Consider the following 19,968-nt stretch of genomic DNA (forward strand, 5'->3'; position numbering starts at 1 on the left):
CAAGGTAGGGGCATGGCTTCTCTCAAGGATCTGCGCAACCGCATCGCCTCCGTCAAGGCGACGCAGAAGATCACCAAGGCGATGCAGATGGTCGCCGCGGCGAAGCTGCGCCGCGCACAGGAGGCGGCGGAGTCCGCACGCCCCTATTCGCAGCGCATGGGCGCCGTGTTGACCAACATCGCCCAGGCCGTCGGAAACAATGGCGAGGCGCCGGCGCTGATGACGGGCACCGGCAAGGACGACGTGCATCTGCTCGTCGTCTGCACGGCCGAACGCGGGCTGTGCGGCAGCTTCAACTCGCAGATCGCCCGTCTGGCGCGCGAGCAGGTGCGCAAGCTGCAGGGCGAAGGCAAGCAGGTCAAGATCATCACGGTCGGCAAGAAGGGCGCGGATATTCTGCGCCGCGACCATAACGACCTGATCATCGAGCGCATCGAGTTGCGCGAGATCAAGAAGATCGGCTTTGCCAACGCCGACGACATTGCCAAGAAGGTGATTTCACTCTTCGAGCAGGGCGGGTTCGACGTCTGCACCCTGATCTACTCGGAGTTCAAGTCGGTGATCAGCCAGATCCCGACGGCCCAGCAGATCATCCCGGCGTCACCCGGCAATGCCGAAGTTGCCGAGGCAAATGACGGCGCGGCGGTCTACGAGTACGAGCCGGAAGCCGGCGCGATTCTCGCCGATCTCATACCGCGCAACATCGCCGTCCAGATCTTCAGGGCCCTGCTTGAAAACGCGGCCGGCGAGATGGGCGCCAAGATGAGCGCCATGGACAATGCGACACGCAACGCAGGCGACATGATCAACCGGCTGACGATCACCTATAATCGTCAGCGCCAGGCGCAGATCACCAAAGAACTGATCGAAATCATTTCCGGCGCCGAAGCGCTCTAAAGGACACATGAGGGTAAGGTAAATGGCTAAAGCAGCTACCCCGAAGACAGCGGCGGCCAAGGCGCCCGCCGCCAAGAACGCATCCACCAAGGCCAGTGCCGCCAAGAAGGCACCGGCCAAGACGGCAGCGAGCAAGAGCGTTGCCGCGGCGAGCAAGGCGGCAAGCGGCAAGGCGACCGGCACGGTCACGCAGGTCATCGGCGCCGTCGTCGACGTGGCCTTCGAGGAGCACCTGCCGGCAATTCTGAATGCGCTCGAGACCGACAATGGCGGCAACCGCCTGGTACTCGAAGTGGCGCAGCATCTTGGCGAGAACACCGTACGCTGCATCGCCATGGACTCCACAGAGGGCCTGGTGCGCGGCCAATCGGTCAGCGACACCGGCGAGCCGATCTCGGTTCCGGTCGGCGACGAGACGCTGGGACGCATCCTCAACGTGATCGGCGAGCCCGTTGACGAAGCCGGTCCGGTCAAGTCCAAGGCGCGGCGTGCCATTCACCAGGACGCGCCGACCTATGTCGAGCAGTCGACCGAGGCGCAGATCCTCGTCACCGGCATCAAGGTCGTCGACCTTCTGGCGCCTTACGCTCGCGGCGGCAAGATCGGCCTGTTCGGCGGCGCCGGCGTCGGCAAGACGGTTCTGATCCAGGAACTGATCAACAACGTCGCAAAGGCGCATGGCGGCTACTCGGTATTTGCCGGCGTCGGCGAGCGCACGCGCGAGGGCAACGACCTTTATCACGAGATGATCGAATCGGGCGTGAACAAGGATCCAAAGGAGAACAACGGTTCGGCCGAAGGGTCCAAATGCGCTCTCGTGTTCGGCCAGATGAACGAGCCGCCCGGCGCACGTGCCCGCGTTGCGCTCTCCGGCCTGACGATCGCCGAAGATTTCCGCGACAAGGGGCAGGACGTTCTGTTCTTCGTCGACAACATCTTCCGCTTCACGCAGGCGGGCTCGGAAGTGTCGGCGCTTCTCGGCCGCATCCCCTCGGCGGTCGGCTATCAGCCGACGCTCGCTACCGACATGGGCGCGCTGCAGGAACGCATCACCACCACCACCAAGGGCTCGATCACATCGGTGCAGGCCATCTACGTGCCGGCTGACGACTTGACCGACCCGGCGCCGGCGACGTCGTTTGCCCACCTCGACGCGACGACGACGCTCAACCGTTCGATTGCCGAGAAGGGCATCTATCCGGCCGTCGATCCGCTGGATTCCACCTCGCGCATGCTCGATCCGATGATTGTCGGCGAGGAGCACTACAACGTTGCCCGCCAGGTGCAGGAAGTGCTGCAGCGCTACAAGTCGCTTCAGGACATCATCGCCATCCTGGGCATGGACGAACTGTCGGAAGAGGACAAGATCACGGTCGCCCGCGCGCGCAAGATCGAGCGCTTCCTGTCGCAGCCTTTCCACGTCGCCGAGGTCTTTACCGGTTCGCCGGGCCTGTTCGTCGATCTGGAAGACACGATCCGCTCCTTCAAGGGACTGTGCGAAGGTGAATATGACCATCTTCCGGAAGCTGCCTTCTACATGGTCGGTTCGATCGAAATGGCGGTCGAGAAGGCACAGAAGCTGGCTGCCGAGGCCGCGTAACGCGGCCTGTGAATGGTCAATAGTGAATGGTGAATGGAGGTAGCGAATAGCAGATGATGAAATGGTGGCCGGTCGTTTTCGACCATTCACCATTCACCATTCACTATTCACTAGTTTGAAATGGCTGAAAGCTTCAAGTTCGAACTCGTCTCGCCGGAACGGCTCCTGGTGTCGGAAGACATCGAATCCGTGATCATCCCCGGCGCTGACGGAGAGATGACCGTCATGGCCAAGCACGCGCCGGTGATGAGCACGGTGCAGCCGGGCGTCGTGACGGTGAAGACGGCAGCCGGCAAGGCGGATCGCTATGTCGTATTCGGCGGCTTCGTCGACATCCTGCCCGATGTGTGCACGCTGCTGGCCGAATCGGCGACGCATGTCGACGACATCGACCGCGAGGATCTTGCCCGGCGGATTCAGGAGGCGCGCGAAGACGTGGCTGACGCAAAGGATGACGAGATGCGGGCCAACGCCGAATCCTATCTGGCGCAGCTGACGACGCTGGAAGGCGCGATCATCCCGGCCTAGCGCGCATTGAAGCAAAGATATGCGCTGAACGTCAGGAAGCCGGGCCTTGCCCGGCTTCCTGCATTTCTGCCAGGATCCACGACACGCGCGCTTCGACTGCCAGTCTTGGAATCTCACGCAGGCTATATCCGTAATTCTCATAGGCATGGCGCATCGCGTCATAGGTGCGCCCGGCCTCGGCGAAATCCTGCTTGCGCTCGTGGTCGTTGACGTAGATCTCCCGCCAGGGCGGCGCGATGAAGACGGTTCGGTTGTATCGATAGAGCTTCGCCGCTCGGCTGATATGGTCCGCCACCGGCAGCCCGCAGAGCGTCAGGTAGCCGATGACATCGACTATCCCGCGATCGAACATCGTCACACCGGCCTGCCGGGCAGCCATCTCGTGGGAGCGCATCTCCCAGCCCAGCATCAGCTCGGCGAAGAGCGCGCGGTCGTCCCATGGCAGGGCGGTGCCGCCAATTGCCTGTTGGCTTTGGATGATGCTCCGTCCGGCCTCCTCCATGAGGCGCAGGCCCCGGCTCGCCATGGCATCAAGAAGTGTCGACTTGCCCGATCCGGGACCGCCCGTGACGACGAAGAATCGGTTCGTTTCGGGGTTCACTGATCATTTGCCTCTCTGAATGCGCGTTGGATTTGCATTGGATGAGATGGAACCGCGGTGCGGCGATATGCGCCGCGCGCGGCCTTGCGGCTCGACGACCGGCACGGTCTATTGCCGGACGGCGTCATTTCGGTACTGGGGATTGGTTATGAACCGCGCACTGACGGTATTCGGAGGATTGTGCGGAGCCGCGGGCGTTTCGCTCTCGGCGGCAGCAGCACATATGGGCGGCGGGAATGCCGCGACCGCGGCGACCATGCTGCTGATGCACGCGCCTTTGTTTGTCGCAACAGGTCTTTATGGTGTCAAGCGCCTCGGGTTGTGGAGCGTGGGCCTGCTCGCCATCGGCCTCTTGCTGTTCAGCGGCGATCTGTTGTGGCGAGCCTATCTCGGCGACCGGCTCTTTGCTATGGCTGCCCCGGCAGGCGGCATTGCGATGATCGCGGGGTGGCTTGCCATCGCAGCGTGGGCCTGTTTTGGCCGGGAGGATACCGCGGACTGACGGGATCCGGCGGCATCGTGTGGTTCTCCCTATCCTACCGGCTTTTTCCCGTTGCGTAGATTTCCGGGGAACAGGGTGTGCGACCCGGCCGGTCGCAAACCGTTTCCTGCACTGTGTCTGTCGCAGCGAAGGCGTTGAGCATCGGGCCGGTGAACGTGCCGCCGCGATGATCCTGGGCCCGGAGATGGCAGCCGGCGCATTGCGGGCGTGGCGCAAAGGATGCAGGGCTGCCGCCCGGCCGGAAGGATCCGTAGAGCCAGCGTCCGCCGTTGAACTGTTTGGCAAAGACTGTGCCGATTTCGCCGGGGCGGTAGTAGCTTTCCATGAGGATGGTTGCGCCCTCGCCGAGCCCCGCACCGGCACGCAGCGCTGCGAGGCTCGCCTCGTCGATCAGCATCTCGCGATAGCTGCCGTCGCTCCGCTCGACTCTGGCGTAACGTGAAAAACCCGCTGTGTGCTCGTTGGCCGCCAGGGCGGCGGCACCGCACGGAACCGTCGCCGCGAGGACCAGCATGACGAGTGTGCGGCTGCGCTGCGATACCGATCTTTGTCGGTGGTGAACCCTCGTGATTGCCGGCATGCCGCGTGCTCCCCGTGAATGCTACCTCTGGCTCAGAATGCCGACGATGCTGATTGACGTCCAATCGAAATTTTGCTGATATTGATAGGCAATCTAAATCACAGTGCCCATGGATATTCGCTCGCTCTCCTGTTTCCTCGTGGTGGCCGAAGAGTTTCATTTTCGGCGCGCCGCCCAGAGGCTCAATCTCACGCAACCCTCTCTCAGTCAGCGTATCCGGCGCCTCGAGCAGGAAATCGGTGCCGAGCTCTTCGAGCGCGATCGCCGGCACGTAGCGCTGACCGCGGCCGGTCAGGCCTTTGTCGAACCGGCCCGCCAGGCCGTGGCCAGCGCCCAGGCGGCCAAGGCGCTGGCGCTCAGGGCGGCTCGCGGGCAGGCGGGGCATTTGCGTCTCGGCTTCACGGTCATCGCCTTCTACGGCATCCTGCCGGAGGCCGTGCGGCTCTTCCGCACGCGCTACCGCGACGTCGAAGTCGACCTCGTCGAGATGAATTCGCCGCTTCTCGAGGCGGCACTGTTGGCCGGCGAGATCGACCTGGGTGTCGTGCACCCGCCCCTGGAGACGCCGGGGCTCGGCATGCAAAGCCTGGCCGACCAGCCCCTCGTCCTGGCGGTGCCGGCCGGGCATCCGCTTGCCGCCAAAGCGGCCGTCTCCGTTTGCGACCTTGCCGATGAACCCTTCCTCGTCGCACCGCGTGTAATCGGCCCCAGCCTTTATGACCGAATCATCGCGTTGTTTCGCGATGCGGAGGTCAGTCCCAACATCGTCCAGGAGGTCTCCCCCATGACAACGCTGACGGGCCTCGTGGCAACGGGGGCCGGCATGGGCTTCGTCACCGCCGGCGTGGCAACGGCGCCGCGACCCGGCGTGGCGTTCCGTCCCGTGGAGCCGGAACCGCCAAGCGTGCCCATGGCCGCCGCCTGGCACGGCAGCGAACCTTCCCCAACGGCCCGGCGATTTCTGGAACTGGTCGGCGAACTCGGCTAAACCGGCCACTCGCTCGGCATCGCCGTGTCGTTGCACCGGCGGCGACTGAAGATAGCCGGCGAACCGGGACATGGAACAGGAGGTCATGGTGGCCATCACCATCTACGGCATCAAGAACTGCGACACGATGAAGAAGGCGCGGGCCTGGCTCGACAGCAAAGGCATCGATTATGCCTTTCACGACTACAAGTCGTCCGGCATCGAGCGTGATCGGCTGCAGTCCTGGTGCGACGAACTGGGCTGGACGGTGCTGTTGAACCGGGCCGGCATGACCTTCCGCAAGCTCGACGAGGCCGAAAAGCAGGACCTCGATGCGAAGAAGGCCGTGGATCTGATGGCGGCGCAGCCGTCGATGATCAAGCGCCCGGTGCTCGACGTCGACGGCCAACTCACCGTCGGTTTCAAGCCGGACCTCTATGAAGCGCTGTTCGACGGCAGGGCCTGACGACGCGTCGGCCGGAGGATAGGCTGCCCGAGTCGCGGTTCACTCCTCGCGCCTTTGCGGGCTTGTCAGTCAAGTCCCGCAATGGTGGCGGGAGGTCGGGCGCCATGTCATAGTGAGCGCGGCGAAGCGGCGAACGGAGGGACAGCGTGGCTCGAGCCTGGACGATCATGATCCTCGAGAAGTCGGGCACATGGATCGAACGCAACTTCTCCGTTGTCGGCCTGCTCGTCGGATCCCTGTTCTTTGCCGCCTCATTGACGCCCTCCCTGCTGCCGCGCGGCTACGCCATGCAAGGGATCCTGTCGGGCTGTTTGTTCGCCGCCGGCTACGGGATCGGCGTGTTGGGTTCGGTGCTGTGGAGATTTCTCGAGCTGCCGCAACCCTCGCAGCGTGTGTGGCGCAATCTGGTCCTGATCAGCGCGATGGTCTGCGCGGCGGTAGCCTTCGCTTTCCTTTGGAGAGCGTCCGGCTGGCAGAACTCGATCCGCGACCTCATGCATCTCGAGCGCGTCGAGACCGCGCGTCCCTATTATGTCGGCATGATCGCCCTGGCCGTGGCCCTGGTGCTGATCGGCCTGGGGCGTCTTTTCGCGTTCGTCTTCCGCCTCCTCACGCGCTGGCTCGACCGCTTCGTGCCGCGGCGGGTGGCTCAGGTGGTGGGCGCGGCCATCGCGATCTGGCTGTTCGCCCTGGTCATCGACGGCGTCATCTTCCGCTATGCGCTGCGCGCCGCCGATTCCTCCTTCGCCAGGATGGACGCGCTGATCGACGACGGCATGGAGCAGCCGACGGACCCGTTGAAGACGGGCAGCAGCCAGTCGCTGATCGACTGGGATAGCGTCGGGCGCCGCGGCAGCGAGTTCATCGCCAACGGGCCGGACAAGCAGGAGATCGCCACCTTTCTGGGGCGCCCGGCACTGGAGCCGATCCGCGTCTATGTCGGGCTGCGTTCGGCCGACACCACCAAGGCGCAGGCAAGGCTCGCCCTGGAGGAGCTCAAGCGCGTCGGCGCCTTCGAACGCTCCGCACTCGTCATCGCCATTCCCACCGGGACGGGCTGGCTCGATCCGGCCGGCATGGATACGCTGGACTATCTGCATGGCGGCGACGTGGCGAGCGTGGCGATCCAGTATTCCTACCTGACGAGCTGGCTGTCGCTGCTGGTCGAGCCGGGTTACGGCGCGGAAGCCGCACAAGCGCTGTTTGCAGAGGTCTACGACCATTGGACAAGCCTGCCGGAGGACGAGCGCCCGAAGCTCTATCTCTACGGGCTCAGCCTCGGCGCGATGAATTCGCAATTGTCGGCCGAACTGTTCGACGTGATCGGCGATCCGTTTGACGGGGCGCTGTGGGCCGGACCGCCCTTCACCAGCCGGCTATGGAACCACATCACGGCAAGCCGCAATGAGGACAGTCCGTTCTGGCTGCCGCGCTATCGCGACGGATCGCTGTTCCGTTTCGCCAATCAGCAAACCGAAGTGCTCGACATCCCCGGGGCCGAATGGGGCCCGATGCGCATCGTCTATCTGCAATATGGCAGCGATCCAGTGGTCTTCTTCGACCCCTATGCGGCGTATCGCGAACCGCAATGGATGCGCGGCGAGCGCGGCCCCGACGTGTCGGACGAATTGCGCTGGTACCCGATCGTCACCGTCCTGCAACTCGCCCTCGACCTGGCGATGGCGACGACCTCGCCGATCGGCTACGGTCATGTCTATGCACCCGATCACTATATCGACGCGTGGATGCAGGTGATGCAGCCCGACGGCTGGAGCGCGGCCGACATTGCGCGGCTGAAGGAAGAGTTCGCCGATTTCGGGCAGAATTGAAGGCGCAGCGCCGGACGCTTCAGCGCGCATTCGCTTCAAACGAAAACGTTTGAAGCAAAGATATGCGCGCCAGATCAATATGTTGGAGCATGTGTCTTTCGCTCAAACGATTCCGTTTGAGCGGGACATGCTCCAGCAACGGCTCAGTCTCCGGATGAACGTCGCAATCCTGTCGGCCGCCCCGTACGACTATGACACAAGATGGCGGAAGGCGGCGACCACCTGTTCGTAGACGCCGCGCTTGAAGGGGATGATGAGTTCGGGCAACTCGTCCATCGGCTTCCAGGCCCATTGGTCGAACTCGGCCTTGTGACCGCCCGGCGGCGGATTGATGCGGATTTCGCTTTCATCGCCATCGAAACGGAAGGCGAACCATTTCTGCGTCTGTCCGCGATATTTGCCTTTGAGCGCCACGCCCACGAGATGGCTCGGCAGGTCGTAATTGATCCATTGCGGCGCCTCGGCCAGCAGCGAGACCGATTCGATGCCGGTTTCCTCGTAGAGCTCGCGCAGGGCGGCGGGGTAGGGCTCCTCGCCCTTGTCGATCCCGCCTTGCGGCATCTGCCAGAGCCGGTCCGAGCCGTCGGTCTCGTCGTTTTCTTCACGCAGCCGGTGGCCGGCCCACACCAGCTCCTCCCGGTTGAGCACCATGATGCCGACGCAGGGACGGTACGGCAGATCCTCGGGGTTCCTTGTCTTCGTCATGCTCACTTTTTCTCCGGATCGGCGGCCAGGGCCGAAACCGACACGATCTCGATGCCGCGCCGCTTCGCCTCTGCGACCCAGTTGGTTACGGCATCGACGGTGGTCTCGAAAGCCGATCCGGTGGCGAGCGCCGAGCCTTTTGCGCGGGCCGTCGCTTCCACCTCGTCGAGCTTCTTCAGGATGCTGGCGCGGTCGCGCTCGCCGTCGATTGTTGTGGTGGCCACGGCGAAGGGCGTCTTGTTGGCGCGGGCGAGGTCGGGCGCCAGGCTGCGGGCGGAGGCGCCGTCGTCGAGGTAGAGCAGGCCGCGTTCGCCGATCTCCGCCATGACGGGGGCAAACTTCGCCTCGTCGGCTGAGAAGCGGGCGCCCATATAGTTCATGACGCCGGTATAGTTGGTGGTGCGCGACAGCACCCAGCGCAGATTGCCCAGGTTCTGCTCGTCCGATCCTGCAATGGTCAGCGTGTTGCGCCCCGGATTGACATGCGGGTAGTCGAACGGCTCGAGCGGCAGTTGCATGACGATCTCGTGCCCGGCCCGCCGCGCCTCGCGCATCCAGCGATCGAGCGAATTGCCCTGCGGGGCGAATGCCAGCGTCACCTCCGGGGGCAATTTCCGTATGGCCGTCTGTGTCCCCGTCTGCGACAGGCCGAGACCGCCGATGACCAGCGCGATCTTGGTTCCGCCGCTGCCGGACCAGGGCCGGGCGTAGACGTCGAATGGCCGCCGCCCGTCGGCAGCGCGTACGGGCAGCGGACCCATTTCCGATTGCTCGATGAGGGCCCTGTCGGGGAGATGGGCCACCCGCTGATCCTGGCCGAGGGCCGAGGGGTCGCGGATGACGATCACGTTCTGCGCAGCGCCGTCCGGCTCCACGCTGATGACGGACGGACTGTCCGACCTGGCCTCGATTTCGCTTGGCGTCGTGCCCGGTTCCGCCTCGGCCGGCTCGACACTGACCGTGGCGTCCGTGGCGGGGCGGGGTGTGCGCAGCGCATCCTTGTCGAAGACGGCAAAAAGGCCGGCCCCGGCGAGGGCTGCGACCACGACCGTCAGGGCGAGGATGCGGGGCGCGCCTCGACGCCGCCGCGGCCCGGTCTTCACATTTGCGCCCAGCGGTCGTTCGATTTCCTTGTCCACGATCGGCAGTTACCGTCCGGCCCGTTGCGCGTATTTTGCGGAAATGCCGCACGGGACACGTGGCCCCGTGCGGCGGCTGGTCATTGCTGGAGAACAGCCTGATCGGGATTGGGCGGGAAGGCCGGATCGGTCTTTTCGCCGCGCAAGAGATCCAGCGCGTAGTTGAGCTGCAGGTCGTCTTCCGGATCCGGCGGCACATAGGCCGAGGAGCCGGACCCCTCTTCGCTTTCCTCCGTGCCCTTGATATGGCCGGGCAGATCGGATTCGCCGCGGCTGACGTCGCGCCCCAGCAACTCGTCGGGCAATGGCTGGTCGACCTTGATATCGGGCGTGATGCCCTTGCCCTGGATGGAGACGCCGGCCGGCGTGTAATAGAGCGCCGTCGTCAGCCTGAGTGCGCCGTTTTCGCCCAGCGGGATGATGGTCTGCACCGATCCCTTGCCGAAGGAGCGTGTGCCCACGACGGCAGCCCGGCGATGATCCTGAAGCGCGCCGGCAACGATTTCCGACGCGCTGGCCGAACCGCCGTTGACGAGAACGATCAACGGCTTGCCGCCGATGAGATCGCCCGGTCTGGAATCGAAACGCGTGATGTCCTTGGGATCGCGGCCGCGCGTGGAGACGATCTCGCCGCGGTCGAGGAAGGCGTCGGAGACGCTCACCGCCTGGTCGAGCAGGCCGCCGGGATTGAGCCGCAGATCGAGAACATAGCCCTTGAGCTTGTCGTCCGGGACCTCGCTCTCGATCTCCTCGATGGCGCTGTTCAGGTCATCGAACGTCTTTTCGGTGAAGGAGGTGATCTTCATGTAGCCGACGTCGTTCTCGACGCGGTACTTGACCGCCTTGACCTTGATGATGTCGCGGACGATCGTCAGCTTGATCGGCTCGGAGGCGCCCTCGCGCAGGATCGTCAGCTCGATCGAGGTGTCGATGGCACCGCGCATCTTGTCGACGGCGTCCGACAGGGTGAGCCCACGCACATTCTCTCCGTCGATCTGCGAGATCAGGTCGCCGGCCAGAACGCCGGCGCGCGAAGCGGGCGTGTCGTCGATCGGCGTGATGACCTTGACGAGTTCGTTCTCCATCGTGACCTCGATGCCGAGACCGCCGAACTCGCCCTTGGTTTGCACCCGCATGTCCTTGGCGTCCTCAGCGTTGAGGTAGGACGAATGCGGGTCGAGCGATGTGAGCATGCCATTGATGGCGCTTTCCACCAGCTCCTTGTCTTCCGGCGGCGTCACATACTGCGCCCGCACGCGTTCGAATATGTCTCCGAAGATCGCGAGCTGGCGGTAGGTATCGGATGCGGCCGCGTTCGCCATCGAACCCGCGGTCCCGTAAATGGCGCTCATCGCTGTAGCGCCCATGAGGGCACCGGCAAACAGAAGCGACACCTTACGAATCATTTCTCGTCCTTCCAGAATTGCGGTCCGCCCACCAAGGAGCCGGATCGACGGGTTTCCCATTCCTGCGGAACTCGACATAGAGTTCCGGCTTGCTGCTCGTTCCCTCGAACGCGGCGGCGCTGGCCAATCTGGCTTCGCCCATTGATCCGACGGGTTCTCCGGCCAACACCGACTGTCCAGGCGAGACGTTGATCTTCCCCATTCCCGCCAGGACAATATGATAGCCGCCGCCGGCGTCGAGGATCAAGAGTTGTCCATAGGATCGGAAGGGTCCCGCATACAAAACACTGCCGTCCGAGGGCGCGGTTACGATAGCTCCCGATTGTGTTTGAACGGTGTTCCCCATCATGTGGCCGCCCAGCCCGTCGGGCTCGCCGAAATGCCGCACGACGCGGCCGGAAACAGGCAAGGAGACCTTGCCGGTCAGGCTGTCGAAGGGCAGTCCCAGCGTCAGCCTGTTGCCTTCGGGGACCGGGCGATTGGCCGCTTCCGCCTCGCGCCGGCGCCGCTCCTCCTCGACGCGCCGCGCCTCTTCGGCCGCCAGGTGGGCCTGTTCGATGTCCCCTTCCAGCGAGGTAATCAAATCTTTGAGAGAATTCGCCTTGGCGGCGAGTTCGGCGGCGCGTGCGCGCTCGGCCTCGGCCTCGGCCTCGGATTGCGCCAGAAGCTTCTGCTTTTCTTCCAGCAGCAGCGACAGGCGATGCTTTTCGGCGGCCTGTTCCTCAACCGTGGCGAACAGACGCTTGCGCTCATCGTCGATCGACGCGCGCAGGCTCGCCAGTTCCTGAAGATCTTCCGCGAGCGCCCGGGTCTCGGAACGCAGTTCCGGCACCACCGCGCCGAGCAGGATCGCCGTGCGCACGGACGACAGTGCGTCCTGCGGCCTCACTAGGATCGCCGGGGGCGGGTTGAGCCCCATGCGCTGCAAGGCTCCCAGGACTTCCGCCAGGACGCCGCGACGGGCGCGCAGCGAAATCGTGACGGCGTCCTCGCGCTCCTTCAGCCTGGCCAGGCGCTCCTCGATGTCTTCGATCTCCTGCGCCAGCTTCTTTTCCGTCTTGGCGGCCTGGATGAGGGCCGCGGTAATGCTGGCATTGTCCTTGCGGACAGCCTGGATTTCCTGCGTCAGTTCGGCCAGCCGCCGATCCGACAGCTCCATCCGTTCCGTGACGCGGTCATACTCGCTGGCGCTTTCGGCCCGGCGGATTTCAAGCTCCGGTCCCATCTGCGCCAGCGCGAGGGCGGGTGCGGCGGTCAGGCACAGACCGACAAGCACCGCCCTCAGGCGGCGCCGATTGCTGCCGGCATGTGTGAACCCCGCGAGAATTGTCATTGCGCCACGATAGTGCTCGGCCAGTTAAGGAAGCATCAACCATAATGGCCCGGTCTGCTGCGATCTGCACTCCTTTGGCCCGACAATATGTCGAAAGATGGGGCTGCCTGCGGTGGTGGGGCCGAAACGGCAGGGCCGGGGGGATTTTACGCCCGGTGATAGGGGTGGCCGGCGAGGATGGTCGAAGCCCGGTACAATTGTTCGGCCAGAAGGATGCGCGCCAGTTGATGGGGAAAGGTGAGTGCGCCGAAGGACAGGACGAGCGCAGCGGAACTGCGCAGGCCGGGATCATGGCCGTCAGGGCCGCCGATGGCCAGGACAAGGTCCCTGCACCCCTGATCGCGAGTGGCGGCGAGCCTCTGCGCGAAGGCTGCTGAATCGATGGTCTTGCCGCGTTCGTCCAGCAGGATCAGTAGCGCACCGCCGTTCACGAAAGCCTGTACGCGCCCGGCCTCGTCGCGCTTGCGCTCGGCCGCGCTTTGCGCCCGGCTTTCGGGCGTCTCCTTCACGCCGCCCCATTCAAGTCCGACCGGCGGGCCGGACTTGGAAAAGCGGTCGAAATAGCGTTGCGCCAGCTCGCGCTCCGGCCCGGCCTTCATCCGGCCCACGGCATGAACGGTAATGCGCACGGCCTTGCTTCAGCGGTTCAGTGAACCGTCTCGTCTTCCAGGTCGGGCGCCTGCCACATCTTCTCGATGTTGTAGAATTCGCGGACCTCTGGACGGAAGATATGGACGATGATGTCTCCGGCGTCGATAAGCACCCAGTCGGCGCTTGCCTGACCTTCCACACGCAGGCCGCCGAGACCGGCATCCTTGAGCGTCTTGAGAAGATGATCGCTCACGGCGCTGACATGGCGGTTCGATCGGCCGGACGCGACGACCATGTAGTCGCCGAGGCTTGACTTCCCCTGAATGTCGATGGAGACGATGTTTTCGGCCTTGGAATCTTCCAGAGAGTCAAGGACGATCTTGAGGGCGAGGTCGGGACCGCTGCGGTTCAAACCTGCCGGCGAAGGCATGATGTCGGCCTTCCTGCCTAGTGCTGTTCTCAGTGTCTTTCCTTTCAAAGCAAGAACAACCAAATCACCCGAAGGTGACCCTATGAAGATAGGACGAGACCATTGTCAGTTTCAAGACGTGGCTACCTATCAAACAAAAGTGATGGTGTAGACAATTCGTCCCGCCGACGGCTCACCCCCCCCGAAACCGCCTGCTGCGTGCCGAACCTTTGACCTTCCGCTGCTTCGGCCGCACTGCGCAGCGCGGTCGATGACAGCGAGGATCGAGGCCCGTGTATGAAGGTCCATGCCGGCGGCGTGAGGCGTGCAAGCATCGGGGCCCCGGCTTCATCGATGCGCGCCCGCTCGAAGGTCTTGGCCATCTTGGAGGAGAGAAAGGACAGCGTCGAACCCGGCCGGTCGATGACGGCAATCGGGACGGTTGCGGCGATTTCGCGCCAGCGCTGCCAGCGATGGAAATCCTTCAGATTGTCGGCACCCATCACCCAGACGAAGTGAACGCGCGGATAGCGCCGCCTCACCAGCGCCAGCGTGTCGGCGGTGTAACGCACATTGTGGCTCGCCTCGAAGGCGGTGACCTTGTTGCGCGGGTCGGCGGTGATCTTTTCGCACAGTGCGATGCGCTCGGCGAGCGGTGCCAGCGCATGCGGATCCTTCAGCGGATTGCCGGGCGTGACCATCCACCAGAGCTGGTCGAGCCGCAGGCGGCGCAGCGCGATCTCCGCGACCAGGGCGTGGCCGGCGTGCGGGGGATTGAACGAGCCGCCGAACAGCCCAACCGTCATGCCGGGCTCGGCATGCGGCATGCGCAGATAACGCGGCGGAACGTCCGCCCGGGTCAAGGCCGGAACGATCAAGGCCGCGTCTGGCCCGAGCCGCGCACGCGGTACTTGAACGACGTCAATTGCTCGACCCCGACCGGTCCGCGCGCGTGCATCTTGCCTGTGGCGATGCCGATCTCGGCGCCCATGCCGAATTCCCCGCCATCGGCGAACTGTGTGGAGGCGTTGTGCAGCAGGATCGCCGAATCGATCTCGTTGAAGAAGCGCTCGACCGCGCCGGCGTCCTGCGCCACGATGGCCTCGGTGTGGTGCGAGGAATGGGCCTCGATATGGTCGATGGCGCCGCCGACGCCGTCGACCAGTTTTGCCGAAATGATGGCGTCGAGATATTCCGTCACCCAGTCGGCGTCGCTCGCCGGTTCGGCATCGGGGAAGACTGCGCGCACATCCGCCTCGGCGCGGATCGTGCAGCCGGCTTCGCGCAGGGCGGTCAGCGCCGGCACGAGATGCGTTTCGGCCACGGCGCGGTCGACGAGCAGCGTTTCGGCCGCGCCGCAGATGCCGGTGCGCCGCATCTTGGCATTGACGGCGATGGACACCGCCATGTCGAGGTCGGCCGATTTGTCGATATAGAGATGGCAGATGCCTTCCAGATGCGCGAAGACCGGCACGCGCGCTTCGCGCTGAACGCGTTCGACGAGGCTCCTGCCGCCGCGCGGGATGATGACGTCGATATTGCCGCCGAGCCCCTTGAGCATCTCGCCGACGGCCGCGCGGTCGGTGACCGGCACGAGCTGGATCGCGTTCTCGGGCAGGCTGGCCACCCGCAGCCCCTCGACGAGGCAGGCGTGGATGGCAGCCGATGAATTCATCGAATCCGAGCCGGCGCGCAATATGACCGCATTGCCCGCCTTCAGGCACAGCGCCCCGGCATCCGCCGTCACGTTGGGCCGGCTTTCGAAGATGACGCCGATGACGCCGAGCGGGGTGCGCACGCGCTCGATCTCGAGCCCGTTCGGCCGCTTCCAGGCGGCGATCACGTCGCCGACCGGATCCTTCAGCGCGGCGATGTCGCGGATGCTCGTCGCGATCGCCGCGATGCGCTCTGGCGTCAGCTTGAGCCGGTCCATGAAGGATGCGGCAAGCCCGTGCTCCTCGCCATTTGCCATGTCGACCGCATTGGCCTGCAGGATGGCATCGGCATTGCGCTCCAGAGCATCGGCCATGGCCATCAGGGCGACATGTTTTTGCTCCGCCCGGACGAACCCAAGCGGTCGCGCGGCGGCACGCGCCCTGGCGCCCATATCCGCCATCAGCCCCGCGATATCGTTCCGCGCCGTTTCGTTGGTCGTTAGCATTTGTCAGTCTCCAGACGCGGCCAGCATCCGCGTCGCATGGGTGACCACCAGATCGTCGCGGTGGATCATCGCGGCCCGGCCCTCATAGCCGAGCACCTCGGCGATCCGGGCGCTCTTCAGTCCGGCGATCTTTACGGCATCATCGGCATCGTAGGCAACCAGCCCGCGGGCGACCTCGCTTCCCTCGGGTGCGAGGACGGCCACCGTGTCGCCGCGCGAAAACGCACCTTCGACGGCGCGCACGCCGGCCGGCAGCAGCGATTTGCCCGACAAAAGCGCGCGGACCGCGCCCTCGTCGACGACAAGTCGGCCGGCAGGCTCGAGATTGCCGGCGATCCAGGTCTTGTAGCCGCGCACCGGGGTTTCGCTCGGCCGGAAGAATGTCGCGCGCTCGCCGCGGTCTATCGCCGCGAGCGGATTCATGCGCGTGCCGGCGGTGATGATCATCGCGGCTCCTGCGGTGGTCGCGATCTTGCCGGCATCGAGTTTGGTGCGCATGCCGCCGCGCGACAGTTCCGACGCCGCCGCTCCCGCCATCGCCTCGATATCCGGCGTGATGTGTTCGACCACCGGCACGAAGCGCGCGGCCGGGTTGCGCCCCGGCGGCGCCGAATAGAGCCCGTCGATGTCGGACAGGAGCACCAGCAGGTCGGCGCCCATCATGGTGGCGACGCGCGCGGCCAGCCGGTCATTGTCGCCGTAGCGGATCTCGCTCGTGGCCACTGTGTCGTTCTCGTTGATGACGGGCACCGCCTTCAGCTTCAACAGCGTCGAAATGGTGGCGCGCGCGTTGAGGTAGCGCCGGCGCTCCTCGGTGTCGCCGAGCGTGACCAGCACCTGGCCCGACTTCAACCCGCGGCGGCCGAGCGCGTCCGACCATGCTTCGGCAAGCGCGATCTGTCCCACGGCGGCTGCCGCCTGGCTTTCCTCCAGCTTCAGCGCGCGGCGGCCAAGGCCAAGGATCGTCCGGCCGAGCGCGATCGCGCCGGATGAGACGACGCAGACCTCCACGCCGGCTTTCGCCAGAACCGCGATGTCGCTCGAGAGCGAGGCGAGCCATTCGCGCTTCAACCCGCTTTCACGGTCGACGAGTAGGGCCGAGCCGATCTTCACCGTTATCCGGCGGTATGAGGCAAGGGGCTGGAGGGTCATTGCGCTGCCATGGCGGCTCAGTCCGTTGCCTTTTGCCAGCGCAGGTCGGGCGGCGCGTCGCTCGCGCCGTCTGCCGCGCGTGTCTCCTCGATCACCGCCATCAGCGCGCGCAGGACGTCTTCCACGCCCTGGCGCGTGGCTGAGGCAAGAAGCAGCGGCTCCGTGCCGGCGGCCCCGGCGAGCGCGGCGGCCTTTTCCCGCCGTTCCGTCTCGTCCACCGTGTCGACCTGGCTGAGCGCCACGATCTCAGGCTTTTCGGCGATGCCGTGGCCATACGCCTCGAGCTCGCCGCGGATCGTCCGGTAGGCCAGGGCGGGGTCGTCCTCGCGCGCCGAGACCAGATGCAGGATGACGCGCGTGCGCTCGACATGGCCGAGAAAGCGGTCGCCGATGCCGGCACCCTCATGCGCGCCCTCGATCAGGCCCGGAATGTCGGCGAGGACAAATTCGCGCGCGTCGATGCGCACCACGCCGAGACCCGGATGCAGCGTGGTGAAGGGGTAGTCGGCGATCTTGGGCTTGGCGGCGGTAACGGTTGCCAGGAATGTCGACTTGCCGGCATTGGGCAGGCCGACAAGGCCGGCATCGGCGATCAGCTTCAGGCGCAGCCAGACGGTCATCTCCACGCCGGGCAGGCCGGGATTGGCGCGCCGCGGCGCCCGGTTGGTCGAGGACTTGAAATGCGTGTTGCCGAAGCCGCCATTGCCGCCGGCGGCGAGCCGAAAACGCTGCCCGATCTCGGTGAGGTCATAGATCAGCGTCTCGTTGTCTTCCTCGAAGACCTGCGTTCCCACCGGCACCTTCAAGACGATGTCGGCGGCCTTGGCGCCGGTGCGGTTGCGGCCCATGCCGTGCACGCCCGTCTTGGCCCGGAAATGCTGCTGGTAGCGGTAGTCGATCAGCGTGTTGAGACCGTCGACGGCCTCGACCCACACGTCGCCGCCACGTCCACCGTCGCCGCCGTCGGGACCGCCGAATTCGAGGTATTTCTCATGACGGAAGGAGACGCTGCCTGCGCCCCCGTCGCCGGAACGGATATAGACTTTTGCCTGGTCGAGAAATTTCATGGGACCGACGTCATTCCAGTGTTAGTCATCTGGTCGGTGTAAGTCACGTGGTGCTCCTCCTATCGCATCGGCTGGTGGAGTGCGAGAAAAGAATCTTTGTCCAGGAAGCGGGACCTCACGGCATGAGATGCGTGACCTACAACATCCAGTACGGCATCGGGCTCGACGGCAAATACGATCTGGCGCGCATCACCGATGCCGTGCGCGGCGCCGACGTCATCGCGCTTCAGGAGGTCACCCGCAACGGCCCCGACAATGGCGGCCGTGACATGGTGGCCGAGATCGCAGACCTGCTGCCGGACTATTTCTTCGTCTACGACGCGCCGTTCAGGGTCGATATGGGCTCGGCGGTGGAGGATGGGCGCGCCGTCAACCGCCATTTCCAGTTCGGCAACATGGTGCTGGCGAAAACGCCGATCCTGTCCTCGCGCAACCTTCTCCTGCCGCGCATGCGCACCTTCGACCGCCTCAACCTGCAGCGCGGGGCGCTCGAGGCGATGATCGACACGCCGTTCGGTCCGCTGCGCTTCTATTCGGTCCATCTCGACCATACCAGTCCGGCCGAGCGCATGGCGCAAGTGCGCTTCCTGGTCGACAAGGCGCTCGCCTATCCGGTCGAGGGCGGCGCGGTGACGGGCGTTTCCGAGCATGGCTATCCCGAGCCGCCGCTGCCGGAAGGCTTCGTCCTGATGGGCGACTTCAACATGCAGCCGGGCTCGCCCGAATATGTCGAGATGACGGGGCCGGTCGATGCCGAATTCGGCGTCACGTTGCGCACGCGCCTGCCGGTGGATGCGGCACGGCTTGCCGGCGCCGCCGACGAGCGCGTCACCTGGATCGACATACGGAAACCTGACGATCCGGCGCGCCGGCGCTGCCTCGACTATTGCTTCGTCCATGCGGGGCTCGCTCTGCACGTGAAGGCGTGCTGGATCGACACGGCAGCCGTCGGCTCCGACCATCGCCCGGTATGGCTGGAGCTCGAATGAGTGCGAATGGCGGGCACCACCCGCACTCACATTTTCAGCCCTGGCCCCATTTCAGCTCTGGCCCCATGTGCGAAGGCTGACCCAGGTCTTGCGGTCGAGGCGATAGCGCTCCACCGGTACGCGCCCGGCGGCCAGCGAATTCAGCATGCCCTGTCCGGCATACTGGAATCCGCATTTGTGGATGACACGGCGCGAGGCCGTGTTGATGACGCGGCAGGAGGCATGCAGCACGTCGATGGCGGTGGCCCGGAACGCCAGGTCGACCAGTGCGTGGGCCGCCTCCGTGGCATAGCCGCGTCCCCAGTAGGGCTGGCCGATCCAGTAGCCGACCTCCAGCCCGCGCGGCGTCGCGTTCAGGCCGGCGCAGCCGATGAAGGCGCCGGTGTCGGAATTGGTGATCGCATAGGCACAGCCCGGCGCATGACGATTTCGGACGCCGGCAATGAAGCTGCGCGCATCGTTCTCGTCATAAGGGTGCGGCAGGCGCCCCAGCATCTCGGCGATGCGCCTGTCATTGGCCAGTTCGACGAGTTCGGCCATGTCGTCCGCGTGCGGAGGGCGCAGGACCAGTCGCTCGGCAACCAGCACCGGGCAATCGATTCTCAGACTTTCGTCCTCGACGTCTTCCTTCTCGGCAACCATTTCGTGTCCTCCAGGCAAAGAAAAAGGGAGAGATGGCGGCCCATCTCTCCCTGATGCTTTTTCTGGATTGTCCAGACACCGGTCCCGAGATGGGTCGCCGGTGTCTTGAGCGGAACCGGCTACTCCGCGGCCTCCATAATCGGGTTTACCGATACGTAGGTTCGGCCATTGGCTTTTTTGCTAAACGTGACGGCGCCAGCCTCGAGCGCAAAAAGCGTATGGTCCTTGCCCATGCCGACTTTGGTGCCGGGATGCCACTTGGTCCCGCGCTGACGCACGATGATGTTGCCGGCCAGCACCTTCTCGCCGCCGAATTTCTTCACGCCAAGGCGCTTGGATTCGGAATCGCGACCGTTGCGCGACGAACCGCCAGCTTTCTTGTGTGCCATCTCAAAACTCCTTCG

Annotated in this window: 22 protein-coding genes; 8 read left to right on the forward strand and 14 right to left on the reverse strand. The window is 64.9% G+C overall.

Translation table 11 applies throughout. The features are described from left to right. Positions 1-12: 12 nt before the first annotated feature. From GM909_RS18025 to GM909_RS18035, 3 genes are all read left to right on the forward strand, one after another. Positions 13-897 carry a F0F1 ATP synthase subunit gamma gene (locus GM909_RS18025; protein WP_157018403.1) on the forward strand — a complete coding sequence of 295 codons (885 nt, stop codon included), beginning with the start codon at positions 13-15 and terminating at the stop codon, positions 895-897. Between the two features lie 22 nt (positions 898-919). Continuing rightward, positions 920-2,497 carry a F0F1 ATP synthase subunit beta gene (gene atpD, locus GM909_RS18030; protein WP_157018405.1) on the forward strand — a complete coding sequence of 526 codons (1,578 nt, stop codon included), beginning with the start codon at positions 920-922 and terminating at the stop codon, positions 2,495-2,497. Between the two features lie 120 nt (positions 2,498-2,617). Next, positions 2,618-3,025 carry a F0F1 ATP synthase subunit epsilon gene (locus GM909_RS18035; RefSeq protein WP_157018407.1) on the forward strand — a complete coding sequence of 136 codons (408 nt, stop codon included), beginning with the start codon at positions 2,618-2,620 and terminating at the stop codon, positions 3,023-3,025. Between the two features lie 31 nt (positions 3,026-3,056). Here GM909_RS18035 and GM909_RS18040 read toward each other — a convergent pair whose 3' ends face one another. Continuing rightward, positions 3,057-3,626, reverse strand: coding sequence for an AAA family ATPase (locus GM909_RS18040; protein WP_157018409.1), 570 nt, complete (start codon positions 3,624-3,626; stop codon positions 3,057-3,059). A gap of 148 nt (positions 3,627-3,774) precedes the next feature. Here GM909_RS18040 and GM909_RS18045 point away from each other — a divergent pair, with 148 nt between their 5' ends. Then, complete coding sequence (locus GM909_RS18045; RefSeq protein WP_157018411.1) at positions 3,775-4,128, forward strand: DUF423 domain-containing protein; 354 nt, start codon at positions 3,775-3,777, stop codon at positions 4,126-4,128. 34 nt (positions 4,129-4,162) lie between these two features. Here the strand turns inward: GM909_RS18045 and GM909_RS18050 are convergent, their stop codons facing one another. Beyond that, positions 4,163-4,708, reverse strand: coding sequence for a hypothetical protein (locus GM909_RS18050; protein ID WP_157018413.1), 546 nt, complete (start codon positions 4,706-4,708; stop codon positions 4,163-4,165). A gap of 109 nt (positions 4,709-4,817) precedes the next feature. Between GM909_RS18050 and GM909_RS18055 the strand changes: the two genes are divergently transcribed. The 3 genes from GM909_RS18055 (at position 4,818) to GM909_RS18065 (ending at position 7,970) form a co-directional block, all read left to right on the forward strand. Continuing rightward, positions 4,818-5,696: a LysR family transcriptional regulator gene (locus GM909_RS18055; protein ID WP_157018415.1), complete on the forward strand. Its 879-nt coding sequence runs from the start codon at positions 4,818-4,820 to the stop codon at positions 5,694-5,696. Positions 5,697-5,784: 88 nt separating this feature from the next. Next, a complete protein-coding gene (locus GM909_RS18060; RefSeq protein WP_157018536.1) occupies positions 5,785-6,141 on the forward strand; it encodes an ArsC family reductase in 357 nt (118 codons plus the stop codon). Positions 6,142-6,308: 167 nt separating this feature from the next. Further along, positions 6,309-7,970, forward strand: a complete 1,662-nt coding sequence (locus tag GM909_RS18065) for an alpha/beta hydrolase (RefSeq protein WP_157018539.1) — start codon at positions 6,309-6,311, stop codon at positions 7,968-7,970. Positions 7,971-8,159: 189 nt separating this feature from the next. Here the strand turns inward: GM909_RS18065 and GM909_RS18070 are convergent, their stop codons facing one another. The 10 genes from GM909_RS18070 to obgE form a co-directional block, all read right to left on the reverse strand. After that, positions 8,160-8,675, reverse strand: coding sequence for an RNA pyrophosphohydrolase (locus GM909_RS18070; RefSeq protein ID WP_157018417.1), 516 nt, complete (start codon positions 8,673-8,675; stop codon positions 8,160-8,162). A 2-nt stretch (positions 8,676-8,677) separates the two neighbouring features. Continuing rightward, positions 8,678-9,823, reverse strand: a complete 1,146-nt coding sequence (locus GM909_RS18075) for a divergent polysaccharide deacetylase family protein (protein ID WP_157018419.1) — start codon at positions 9,821-9,823, stop codon at positions 8,678-8,680. Between the two features lie 71 nt (positions 9,824-9,894). After that, positions 9,895-11,220: a S41 family peptidase gene (locus GM909_RS18080; protein WP_157018421.1), complete on the reverse strand. Its 1,326-nt coding sequence runs from the start codon at positions 11,218-11,220 to the stop codon at positions 9,895-9,897. After that, positions 11,210-12,553 carry a murein hydrolase activator EnvC family protein gene (locus tag GM909_RS18085; RefSeq protein ID WP_157018423.1) on the reverse strand — a complete coding sequence of 448 codons (1,344 nt, stop codon included), beginning with the start codon at positions 12,551-12,553 and terminating at the stop codon, positions 11,210-11,212. The genes GM909_RS18080 and GM909_RS18085 overlap by 11 nt, the downstream gene beginning before the upstream one ends. A gap of 146 nt (positions 12,554-12,699) precedes the next feature. After that, a complete protein-coding gene (gene rlmH / locus GM909_RS18090; protein ID WP_157018425.1) occupies positions 12,700-13,182 on the reverse strand; it encodes a 23S rRNA (pseudouridine(1915)-N(3))-methyltransferase RlmH in 483 nt (160 codons plus the stop codon). A gap of 17 nt (positions 13,183-13,199) precedes the next feature. Further along, positions 13,200-13,574 carry a ribosome silencing factor gene (rsfS, locus tag GM909_RS18095; protein ID WP_157018427.1) on the reverse strand — a complete coding sequence of 125 codons (375 nt, stop codon included), beginning with the start codon at positions 13,572-13,574 and terminating at the stop codon, positions 13,200-13,202. A gap of 122 nt (positions 13,575-13,696) precedes the next feature. Next, on the reverse strand, positions 13,697-14,380 hold the full coding sequence (locus GM909_RS18100; protein ID WP_157018541.1) for a nicotinate-nucleotide adenylyltransferase: 684 nt from the start codon (positions 14,378-14,380) through the stop codon (positions 13,697-13,699). A 47-nt stretch (positions 14,381-14,427) separates the two neighbouring features. Then, positions 14,428-15,714, reverse strand: a complete 1,287-nt coding sequence (locus GM909_RS18105; RefSeq protein ID WP_157018429.1) for a glutamate-5-semialdehyde dehydrogenase — start codon at positions 15,712-15,714, stop codon at positions 14,428-14,430. A gap of 3 nt (positions 15,715-15,717) precedes the next feature. Further along, on the reverse strand, positions 15,718-16,866 hold the full coding sequence (gene proB / locus GM909_RS18110) for a glutamate 5-kinase (protein ID WP_157018431.1): 1,149 nt from the start codon (positions 16,864-16,866) through the stop codon (positions 15,718-15,720). Between the two features lie 17 nt (positions 16,867-16,883). Continuing rightward, on the reverse strand, positions 16,884-17,933 hold the full coding sequence (obgE, locus tag GM909_RS18115) for a GTPase ObgE (protein WP_157018433.1): 1,050 nt from the start codon (positions 17,931-17,933) through the stop codon (positions 16,884-16,886). Between the two features lie 122 nt (positions 17,934-18,055). Here obgE and GM909_RS18120 point away from each other — a divergent pair, with 122 nt between their 5' ends. After that, complete coding sequence (locus tag GM909_RS18120; RefSeq protein WP_157018435.1) at positions 18,056-18,922, forward strand: endonuclease/exonuclease/phosphatase family protein; 867 nt, start codon at positions 18,056-18,058, stop codon at positions 18,920-18,922. 51 nt (positions 18,923-18,973) lie between these two features. Here the strand turns inward: GM909_RS18120 and GM909_RS18125 are convergent, their stop codons facing one another. Both GM909_RS18125 and rpmA read right to left on the reverse strand, forming a co-directional pair. Further along, positions 18,974-19,564 carry a GNAT family N-acetyltransferase gene (locus GM909_RS18125; RefSeq protein WP_157018437.1) on the reverse strand — a complete coding sequence of 197 codons (591 nt, stop codon included), beginning with the start codon at positions 19,562-19,564 and terminating at the stop codon, positions 18,974-18,976. A gap of 119 nt (positions 19,565-19,683) precedes the next feature. Continuing rightward, positions 19,684-19,953: a 50S ribosomal protein L27 gene (rpmA, locus tag GM909_RS18130; protein ID WP_157018439.1), complete on the reverse strand. Its 270-nt coding sequence runs from the start codon at positions 19,951-19,953 to the stop codon at positions 19,684-19,686. Between the last annotated feature and the right edge of the window lie 15 nt (positions 19,954-19,968).

The organism is Mesorhizobium xinjiangense (assembly GCF_009749525.1).
Lineage (GTDB): Bacteria > Pseudomonadota > Alphaproteobacteria > Rhizobiales > Rhizobiaceae > Mangrovimarina > Mangrovimarina xinjiangensis.